Origin of the sequence: Allosphingosinicella sp. (genome assembly GCF_036570505.1) — a bacterium.
Lineage (GTDB): Bacteria > Pseudomonadota > Alphaproteobacteria > Sphingomonadales > Sphingomonadaceae > Allosphingosinicella.
On record NZ_DATCYB010000066.1, the window covers coordinates 1 to 10,514 of the forward strand.

The following is a 10,514-nucleotide window of genomic DNA, read 5'->3' on the forward strand; positions in this document are numbered from 1 at the left end:
TCTGGCTTGCCGGTCAGGCAAATCGCGCCTTATCCTCTCGCTGTTCGGCGGCGCTGGATGGCTGGTACAAATGCGGCCGTCAGCCGCAGCGACCAGCACGCGTGCTCAAGCGCGTTTCTCAACTTCCGGGGCCGTCGGACATCCGCCATCGATAGAATTCCGAGCGGTCCGGTGGACTTCAGGCATGCGGCAGACTGATTCAAAACCATCGTCTCCGCCGCCGCGACTATTTAGATCCAGAACGCAGATATTTCACGAGTGCAGCGATAACGAGAAGCAGTGCTACGACGATTAGGAGCCCTATCAGGCCCATACCGATCATCATCATCGCGCCGCCTCCCCCTTGCATCATTGGGCAACCCTCCATCATCATGTTTCTCCTTCATCTCCTCAAACGCTGAGCTCCGGCCTGCCGCCTGAATCGACAGGAGGCGTGTCGGGATCCCGAGCTTCTCTGCTGAATCGACTGTGGCCGAGCAGCTTGTAAATGGCCGGCAGCACGAACAACGACAGCAGCGGGGCAGTGATCATCCCGCCGACCATCGGCGCGGCGAGGCGCTGCATAACCTCTGAGCCGGTGCCGGTGCCGATCAGAAGCGGGAACAACCCGGCAAGGATGACGGCGACCGTCATCGCTTTTGGGCGGACGCGGAGCGCCGCCCCGTCCATGAGGGCCTCGTCGAGATGCTGCGGCTCCGAAAAACGCCCCGTTTCGACGCGCTCCTCGATGGCGCGATCGAGATAGACGAGCATCACCACCCCGAACTCCGCCGCGAGGCCGGCAAGCGCGATGAAGCCCACCGCCGTGGCAATGGAGACGGCGTGGCCGAGGACATAGATGAGCCATACGCCGCCGACGAGCGCGAACGGCAATGTCAGCAGGATGATCAGCGGCTGCCGCACGCGCCGGAAAGCGAAATAGAGCAGGATGAAGATGATGCCGATCGTCGCCGGCACCACCCACATCATCCGTTGAGCGGCCCGCTGTGCATATTCGAACTGCCCCGACCAGGCGACCGAATAGCCGGGGGGGAGATCGATTGCCTCGGCCACTCTTTCTTGCGCCTCGTCGACATAGCCGACCACATCCCGGTTGCGCACGTCGACATATACCCAGACGGACGGCTGGGCGTTCTCGCTCTTGATCATCGTCGGACCGTCCTCAACCGCGATATCGGCGACCATGCCGAGCGTCACGACCGCGCCCGAGGGCGCGATGATCGGCAACTGGCGAAGCGCCTGAACGCTGTCGCGCATCTCGCGCGGGAAGCGAACCTCGATCGGGAAGCGGGCGAGCCCCTCGATCTTCTCGCCGATCTGCTCGCCGCCCACCGCTGTCGCGGCGGTGGCCTGAACGTCTTCGACCGAGAGGCCGTAGCGTGCAGCCATCAAGCGGTCGATCGCGATATTGATGTAGCGGCCGCCGGAGATGCGGTCCGAGACCGCCGAGGACGTTCCTTCAATATCCTTCACCACCTGCGCTACCTGGCGGCCCAGGCGGTCCAGCGTCGCAAGATCGGGCCCGGAGATCTTCACGCCGACCGGGGTCTTGATGCCGGTCGCCAGCATGTCGATGCGATTGCGGATCGGCTGGACGAAAACGTTGGCGAGACCCGGTATCTTGAGTTTGGAATCCAGCTCCTCGATGATCTTCTCCATCGTCATGCCGGGCCGCCATTCATCGCGCGGCTTCAGCTGGATCAGCGTTTCGAACATTTCGAGTGGTGCGGGATCGGTGGCGGTGTCGGCGCGGCCAGCCTTGCCGAACACCGTCTTCACCTCGGGCACCGTCTTGATGATGCGGTCGGTAACCTGCAGGAGCTGCGATGCCTTGGAGGCCGAAAGACCGGGAAGAGCCGTCGGCATGTAGAGGATGTCGCCCTCGTTCATCGGGGGCATGAACTCGCCGCCAAGCTGGCTCGCCGGAACGAAGGTCAGCGCCAGCGCGGCCGCCGCCAGACCCAGGGTGAGCTTCGGCCAACGCAGCACCCAGCTAAGGCCCGGGCGATAAGCGGCAATAAGGGCCCGGTTGACCGGATTGGCGGCCTCCGGCCGGATCCGGCCCTTGATGAACATCAGCATCAACACGGGCACGAGCGTGACCGAGAGACCCGCCGCCGCCGCCATCGCATAGGTCTTGGTGAATGCCAGCGGCTTGAACAGCCGGCCTTCCTGCGCCTCCAAAGTGAAAACGGGCAGGAAGGAGAGCGTGATGATGAGGAGCGAGAAGAATAGGGCCGGACCGACCTCTACCGCTGCCTCAGTGAGCACCTGGCAACGCCGCTGCTCGGTGAGTTCCCCCTCTTCGTCCTTGGCGTGTTCGAGCTTCTTGTGCGCGTTCTCGATCATGACGACCGCCGCATCGACCATCGCTCCGATCGCGATTGCGATCCCGCCCAGCGACATGATGTTGGCGTTGACGCCCTGGAAATACATGACCGTGAACGCCGCCAGCACGCCCAAGGGCAGCATGATGATCGCGACCAGGGCGGAGCGGAGATGGAGGAGGAACAAGGCCGTCACCACCGCTACGACGAGGAACTCCTCGAACAGCTTCTCCCAGAGATTCTCGACCGCCCGCTCGATCAGGGAGGACCGGTCGTAGGTGGTGACTACCTCGACGCCCGGCGGCAGTCCGTCCTTGATCTGGGCGAGCTTCTCCTTGACCGCTTCGATGACCGACAGCGTGTCGGCGCCTTGCCGGACGACGATGATCCCGCCGACCACCTCTCCTTCGCCGTTGAGCTCGGCGATGCCGCGCCGGAAGTCAGGGACGATCTGCACTCGGGCCACGTCGCCGACGGTGACCGGCGTCCCCCCTTCGCTGACTGACAGCGGGATATTCCGAAAGTCGTCGAGATCCTCGAGATAGCCGCCGACGGTGACCATATATTCGGCCTCGGCGCGCTCGATGACCGCCCCGCCGGCTTCATCATTGGCCTCCTGGACGGCCTCGATCACCTCCTGGACGGAGACGCCGTAGATTTGCATCCGCTCCGGATCGAGCTGGATCTGGTACGCCCGGACCATTCCGCCGAGAGACGCGACTTCGGCGACGCCGGGGATCTGCTTCAGCTGATATTTAAGGAACCAGTCCTGAAGAGCGCGCAGCTGCCCCAGGTCATGCTGTCCGGTGCGGTCGACCAGTGCATATTGAAAGGCCCAGCCGACGCCGGTCGCGTCCGGCCCCAACGCCGGCGTCACGCCTTCGGGCAGCAGCCCGCTCGCTTGGCTTAAATATTCCAGTGTGCGGGAGCGGGCCCAATAGAGGTCGGTCCCGTCCTCGAAAATGACGGTGACATAGGAATCCCCGAAGAAGGAGTAGCCGCGCACGGCCTTCACCTTCGGCACCGACAGCATCGTCGTGGTGAGCGGATAGGTGACCTGCGCCTCGACGATCTCCGGTGCCTGGCCCGGATAGGGCGTGCGGATGATCACCTGCACGTCCGACAGGTCGGGGATGGCGTCAAGCGGCGTCCGCAGCACCGAATAGATGCCGATAACTGCGATGAAGACGGCGCCGAGGAGGACGAGCAGCCGGTTGGCCGCAGACCAGCGGATGATGCTTGCGATCATCGATCGGCGTCCCGCGAAAGCTGCTCGATCACATAAGCGCCGCCCTGCTGGGTATTCGGAAAGGCGAAGTCGACCCGGTCGCCACGCTTGAACCCGCGAAGCATCTCGGCGTCGCGCACGCCAAACGTCATCGTCATCGCCGGCCAGCTCATGGTCGGTATCGGACCGTGGGCGATGGTGATGCGGCGCTGAGTCGGATCGAGCGACTGGATGGTGCCCGTGCCTCGCGCGAGCCGAGCGGCGGCTTCGTCGGCAGTCGGAGCCGCCGCTTCGAGGCGGTCGACAATACCCGAGAGCGAAGCCTCCGAGTCGATCAGGAACTGACCCGAGAGCACGACGTCCTGGCCGGGCTCGAGCCCGGCCAGAATTTCGGTGAAGCCGTTCGCCACCGTGCCCGTCCGCACCTCGACGGGGACGAAGGCTCCATTCCGCCGCGTGATGACGACCGTTCGCTCTCCGGTCACGATGACCGCCTCGCTCGGCACCGTCAGGGTCGTGCCGCCGGTCCCCTGGACGGTCACATTGGCGAACATGCCTTCCTTGAGTCGAAGGCCGGGGTTGGCGAGCGTGACGCGAACGCGCGCCGTGCGGGTCTCGGGATTGAGCGAGGGATAGATATAGTCGACGCTCCCCTCGCGGACCTCTCCCGGATAGGCGGCGAAGGTGACCCGGACCGGCTGGCCGACGTTCAATTCCCCGAGAGCTGCCTCGGGGATTTCCGCCACCACCCAGACTCGCGACAGACCCGCGATGGTGACGATTGACTGACCCGGCTCGACCCTGGCGCCGGGGCGGGCGCCGATCTCCGTCACGATTCCGGAGGCAGGCGCGAAGACGGCGTAGGTACGCTGGGGAGCAGCACCGCTCTCGAGACGCTGGATGGCGCCACTGGAGAGGCCGAGAAGTCGGAGCCGGCTGCGGGCGGCCTCTCTCAGGCTCGGGGGCGCCACGTCTCGCGACATGCCGAGCAGCGATTTGTATTCATGCTGGGCGGTCAGCAGCTCCGGCGCATAGACGCTGGCGATCCTGGTCCCCGCTTGGACGGGTTCTCCTTCGGCTCGCACCGCCAGACTCTCGACGAAGCCGGGAGCGAAGGTCTGCACCTCTTCGATCAGGCGTTCGTCGATCTGTACCCGCCCGACGCCCTGTACGGTCGGCGCTAGATCACGAACCTGCGCCTCCCCGATCCGCACCCCAAGGCTCTGAGTCATGGCCGGCGATACTCTCACGCCGCCGTCAGCGGCCTCATCCGCATATTTCGGAATGAGCTCCATGTTCATCGACGATTTGCCGGGAGCGTCGTAGCGCTCCATTGGGATCATCGGATCGTACCAGTAAAGCACCCTCCGGCCAGAGCCGTCCTGAACGACGCCATCGATGGTTTCGCCCTCTCCGGCCCCGGCGGACGATCCGTTCTCCGTGAATACGCCGGATGAGCCGGCCCAATAGCCGACGCCGGCGGTCGAGATCGCCAGCGCCAGCCCGGCGACAATCATCGTTCGCTTCTGGCGGTCCATGGAACGGAGCGATCCGATAACGCGGTCAGCTACCATCAGGCGCACTCCTCGACATAGAAGCTTAAGTCGGCGCTGGCGCGGGCGAGCGCGGCGCGCTGATCAATGACTTCGAGCGCGGTCCGGGTTGTTCGTTCGCTCGCGGCCTGGACGTCGGTCAGCGCGGGCTGGCCGCCGGCGACCCTTGCCTCCAAGGCGCGCTCGACCGCCTCCAGCGCCGGCAAAGTGTCGCCAAGGGTGGTGGTGAGCCGGGCGTTGGCGGCACTCCACTGGGCCCAGGCCTGTTCGAAATCCGACACCACTTCGCGGCGCGTGTCTTCCGCCCTGTCGCGGGCGGCGGCGGCGAGTTCCGAAGCCTCGGCGATCCGGCGGTTCTGAAGGCGCGCCTTGTTGAGCGGCAGATCGATAGTGACCTGGAGCGTCACCATGTCCGAGCGCCCGCCGCCGCGCTGGCCGTACATTGCCGACCAACCCCAATCGGCCTTTCGGTCGGCGCGAGCGATGTCGATGGCGCGTTCCGCCACTGTCTCTCGACGCCGGGCCACCTCAATCAGCGGATGCTCAGCCACCGCCAATAAGGCCTGCTGCTTGTTCGAGGGCCGACAGATGGGAAGTTGATTCGTCGAGAGCGGCCGCTGGGCGGCATCGCCGATCCACCTCGCGAGCATCGCGCGGCCGGCGGCTTCGGCATCTTGCGCGGCGAGAAGCTCAGCGCGGGCAGCCGATATCTCCGCTTCGATGGCGATAACGTCCGCCGGCGTGGCGGTGCCGTCGAGTATGCTGTCTTCAACGAGCGACTGACGGGCTTCAAGTTTCTCGATCAGGAAATTCAGCACCTCCCGCTTCTGCTGAGCCTCAATGACCTCGATCCAGCCCAGCATCACCTCACGTTGGATGCGACGCGCGAGCACATCCTGCTCGGCGAGCGAAACGGCAGCTTCCGCCAGATAGCGGGCGGAAGCGGCATCCCGCTTCGCCTCCCTGACTTGGGTGCGCATAATGCCGATCGACTTCATGGTCATGAAGTCGGCATTGAGGTCGAACGCCTCGGACCCGGTGACGGGCAGGTTCTGAATGCCGATCGTCAGCTGCGGGTCGGGGAGCTGGCGCGCGGCGACGGCCGCCTCCTCAGCCGCTCTGGCCGTCCGTGTGAAAGCGCTGAGCGCGGGTTGCCGCTCGACCGACAGCGTGAGCGCCTCATCGAGGCTGAGAGTGGCTTGCGCGAGCGCGGGTTGCGGTTGAGCGACGGCGAGCGCGAGCGCGATTGCCACCGATCCACGCCACGGAGAAGCGAAAGATTTCATGGGTGTTATCCTGCCAGGGGGCTGACGAAGGCGCATGCGAGCCTTCGTCAGCCTCTTCCTCAGTTCTTGGTCAGCGACGTCAGAACATAGCCGCCGTCCGCCTGGCGGAAGGCGAAGGACACCTGGTCTCCGGCCGCAATGCCGACGAGCATGTCCGAGCTGAGCGCCCGGAACTCCATTGTCATCGCGGGCCACTGCAGGTCCGGCACCGGCCCATGCGAAATCGTCACGGTCTCACCGGCGACGGCCGTAACTGCGCCCGTAGCCGAGTACACCGCGTCCGTCCGCACGGTCGTCGATTGTTCTGCGGGAGCGCCAGTGGCTTCACGGTTGGCGTTCGGTTGTTCGCTGCAGGCAGCGACGCCGGAAAGCAGCGCCAACACACCGGCAAAATAGATCTTGTTCATCGAATTACCCTCGTTCGACGCCAATCCCTTCGATGCCACTGCTCAGCAGCAGCGCAGCGCAGCGCAGGCAAAGCCCGGTTAGGAATCGGCGTTGGCTCGTGAATTGAGTTCGCGGATGAGCTCAGAGCCCATCACAGCCGCACGGCCGCCAAGCGGGGGCCGAGCTTAAGAAATCAGGCGAGCGAGGGTCTTGGAGGAGGGTCTACCGCAGCCGGATTGATCGAGTGAAGACCAGTGGCCGTCGGTACCCAAGTTGCATCACCGGTAAGCACGACCGTCGGTTCAGGCAACGCATCAGCAGGCACCACGGCGGCAGGACAAGACACCGCACAGTCCGGAGTGCAGCAACCCATTTCGTCGTGATCAACAGGACTGCCCACTGCGGCGCCGGGCATGGAGCACGTCGGTGACGGCGCCGCAAACGCCGGACCGGGACTGCCGATCAGCGACAGCGCGATCGAGAGGGCCAAGATAAATCTTGTCACTCTTTTAGCCTACGCGGGCGTCGCTTCATGTCAATGTCTATCCTTCATTCATTGTCGCTCTTGAGCTGCGGCGCCCTGGTTTCGAGCTGTCGCCGAACGAACCAGATCGCGAGCGGCGGAAGAATTATCCACTGCGCTAGGGGCGAAAGTCCCACTTCGGTTCCCGGCAGCAGGGGCATGGCATCCGCGTAGCGCCACCCCCAACCGGGATGAACGGATGAGGTCGCCAGTCGTTCAAACAGGATCGTGATGGCGACGCCTACCGCGACCAGGCCCGCGACCTGTCTTCGATCAGGGCGAAGAAGCCACCACCGACTTCGAGAGACGGCGGCTACCGCCCAGAACGCGATCAGCATGATGACCCCATCTCCCAAGGTGGCCCGCGTGCATATCTTCACCCCGTACCAGTGATCAGCCGTCGCCATGCCTCGGTAGAGCGGCGCCTGCAGAAATTCCCAAGGGTAGTTCAGCAGAACGGCGAAGATAAAGACATTGAACTCGGGAAGATCGATGAATCGGGCAACTCGCCCTTTTTTATCTGCGCTCATCTTTCGGTTCTTCGGCGATAGCCGCACCGACAACTAGACGACATATTTGTCCCATCCCGCATAATGTTCGGCGCTCCGCTTGCCTCTCGGCAGGCTCAACGCCACCAGCGCAAGACCAATTGCTATGCTGGCGATAGTCGCGGTGCTGTTGGCTCCCTCAAGCAGGAACGGTGCGGCGACAAGCCAGGCGCCGAATGCGACGTTGACGAACCGCAGGGCCCGCGCGACTTCGGCCGTGGCAATGATGGCGACCGTAATAACTAGCGCACCAACCAGGTGGTCGCTGTTCGCCATCGCGCCCTCGGTGCCGAACACCAGCCTCGTCAGCATGAGGAAGGCGCCGATCACGGTGCTCAAGGTCAGCGTCCATGGAAGCGCCACGCCCCGTCTGGCTTCGGCCCATGCGGCTGTGGGAGAGGCAGACAGCGCATCGCTCGTATATTCTTCGCCTCTGTCGACCGCATCGCCTTTGAAGAAGGTCCGGATCAACGGCTTGCCACGGCAATGGGCCCAATAGAGGAACTGCCCCATGGCGATGACTTCGTCCAAGGCGAAGGGAATCATGACGACCATGGCGAGGCCGGCAATCAATGCCGGCGTGCTCCAGGTGCCGATCATGATCGGCTGGATGATGATGAAGTAGATCGAGATGACCCCAAGCGGGATCACCAATATGCCGAAGAAGGTCACCATCCAGGGCATCGTCCGCCACCGATCGCGAGTGCCCATCACCGCCATTAGAATTTCAAAGATGTAGCTCACCGCCCCGAGCCCGGCGTCCGGGATTGGCCAAGCCTTGGAGACATCGGAGGTGATGATCTCCTCCGTGCCGTTCCGAGGGTCGGTGGGGGAGCCCATGAAGAAGGGCTCCCAGGCGGAGTCGATGTGGCCGAGCTGGTAGGCCGTAAGCATCCGCGAGATAAGTAGGCCGACCAAACCGAGCGCGGCGATCGGGAGGCGCTGGGCGGCGGTGGAGGGCCCATAGGTCCAGCCGGGCGGAATGGACTTCGGATCCATCATGCCGGCCATGCTCATTCCAGGCATCATCGGCACAAGCACGGAGAAGGCGATGGCCAGCGCCCCCACCAGCATGTCGTTCTGATATTGGGCCGCGCTCGGGCTCCAGAAGATGAGCGGCGCGAAAAGTAGCCAGATGCCGACAAAACAGGCGGCCCATTGTCCGAACCACGCCGTCCGCTTGGAGAGCGACATCGCTCCGAACAGCATCAGCAGCATGCCGCTGATCACATCGCTGGCCATCAGCACGCTCGCCCGCCATTCGACGGATGGCAGCCCGCGATCGACGGTGACGGCACGAACGGCGTCGTCCACGGTTCCACTCGTCACGGCGTCGTAGACTAGCGGACTTGCGGCGAGCCAGGCGCCTAGACCGATGATCGCGAAATGGACCCAGCGCGTGCGGCGGGCGTCGGCATCCATGTTCGCCATATGATCGTGTCCGCCATCATGCTCCATCGCAGGCTCCACATCGTGCCCGTGGCTCATATCTTCGGACTCGTCGTGGCCGCCTTTCGTGTGACCCATCGCCATGTGATCCATGCCGGGATCGGCACCGCCGTCATGCTTGGCACGAGCAGGCGTGACGGGGCGCTGTCCATACCAGGCGACCAGTGCAGGATTGAGCTTGTTGGCCTTGTACCAGCCTTGCGGGTCGCGCTTGAGCGCCGCGACCATCTTCGGAAGCGCATTGCGCAGGCGGTGCTTCGGCTCCCAGCCGAGAAGCTGGCGTGCCCGGTCGATATCGAGGACATAATGGTCGTTGCTCGCCTCGACCATCCACGGCTTGATCGAGCTTTCTCCGCCGAGCACCTCATTCTGCACCCATGCCCCGGCCTTCGCGATCGGCTGCGGAATCCGGACTGTGCCCCACCCTTCGCCGTGGAGGGTGCAGCCGATAATGTCCTGCACCTCGGCATAACCGAGCGCTTCGGGCTCGCCTATCAGCAGCGGCAGTTCGGCCGGTAAATCGGGGCGGCGTTCCACGAGCCTCGCGATTGCATCGGTGAGGTCGTCCAGATTCACAAACGACTGCCCCGCACAGAGCATGCCAGGATAGACGTGGGCGATCAGCCGGTGCTCATAAATTCGGGCAATCTGTTCCGCGATGAATGGCTGGTGGCCCTCGTCCTCGTAGACGCCGGCGATGCGCAGAAAGACCACTGGGATGTCGCCGTGCCGTTCCTTGAGAACAGCCTCCGTGCGAACCTTGGATTCGGGATAAGCCCAACTCGGATCGATGGGCGAATCCTCATCGATGCGCTCGTCGGGGCGATCCGTCGCGCGATGAACCAGCATCGTGCTCGCGTAGACGAATTGCTCGACCTCGAAACTCTTCAGAGCATCGATCAGCCGTCTCGTACCCTCGACGGTAATCTTCTCGTAGAGCGGACTGGGTTCACCTGTAACGTCGTAATAGGCGGCGAGATGGATGACTGAAGCTATGCGGTTTCCGAACCGGGATCTCACTTCTTCGAAGGCACTGAGGATTGCTTCATCCGATCCGAGGTCGAAGTCGATAGCGACCGCTGGTGACGGAGGATCCGGAGGCCCGGCCCGGTCAAGTCCGACGACTTGGTAATCGTTGCCGAGCTTCTGAATGACGGCGGAGCCTATGAAGCCACTCGCCCCGGTTACGAGAACGACTCCCTTCGCATTTTCG

At 63.8% G+C, this 10,514-nt stretch carries 6 protein-coding genes; all 6 read right to left on the reverse strand.

Translation table 11 applies throughout. The features are described from left to right. Nucleotides 1–390 precede the first annotated feature (390 nt). Entirely contained in the window at nucleotides 391–3,576 is a 3,186-nt protein-coding gene (locus VIR62_RS08455; protein WP_431870369.1) for an efflux RND transporter permease subunit, read from the reverse strand. Next, nucleotides 3,573–5,129 (reverse strand): efflux RND transporter periplasmic adaptor subunit, encoded by a 1,557-nt coding sequence (locus VIR62_RS08460; protein ID WP_431870371.1) that lies wholly within the window; start codon nucleotides 5,127–5,129, stop codon nucleotides 3,573–3,575. The genes VIR62_RS08455 and VIR62_RS08460 overlap by 4 nt, the downstream gene beginning before the upstream one ends. After that, nucleotides 5,129–6,394, reverse strand: coding sequence for a TolC family protein (locus VIR62_RS08465; protein ID WP_431870372.1), 1,266 nt, complete (start codon nucleotides 6,392–6,394; stop codon nucleotides 5,129–5,131). Before VIR62_RS08465 ends, VIR62_RS08460 begins: the two co-directional genes overlap by 1 nt. A 59-nt stretch (nucleotides 6,395–6,453) precedes the next feature. Continuing rightward, complete coding sequence (locus tag VIR62_RS08470; protein ID WP_431870373.1) at nucleotides 6,454–6,801, reverse strand: copper-binding protein; 348 nt, start codon at nucleotides 6,799–6,801, stop codon at nucleotides 6,454–6,456. A gap of 529 nt (nucleotides 6,802–7,330) precedes the next feature. Further along, nucleotides 7,331–7,867: a hypothetical protein gene (locus VIR62_RS08475; protein ID WP_431870375.1), complete on the reverse strand. Its 537-nt coding sequence runs from the start codon at nucleotides 7,865–7,867 to the stop codon at nucleotides 7,331–7,333. Further along, the coding region (locus tag VIR62_RS08480) for an NAD-dependent epimerase/dehydratase family protein (RefSeq protein WP_431870377.1) at nucleotides 7,868–10,514 on the reverse strand (2,647 nt) is incomplete at its 5' end.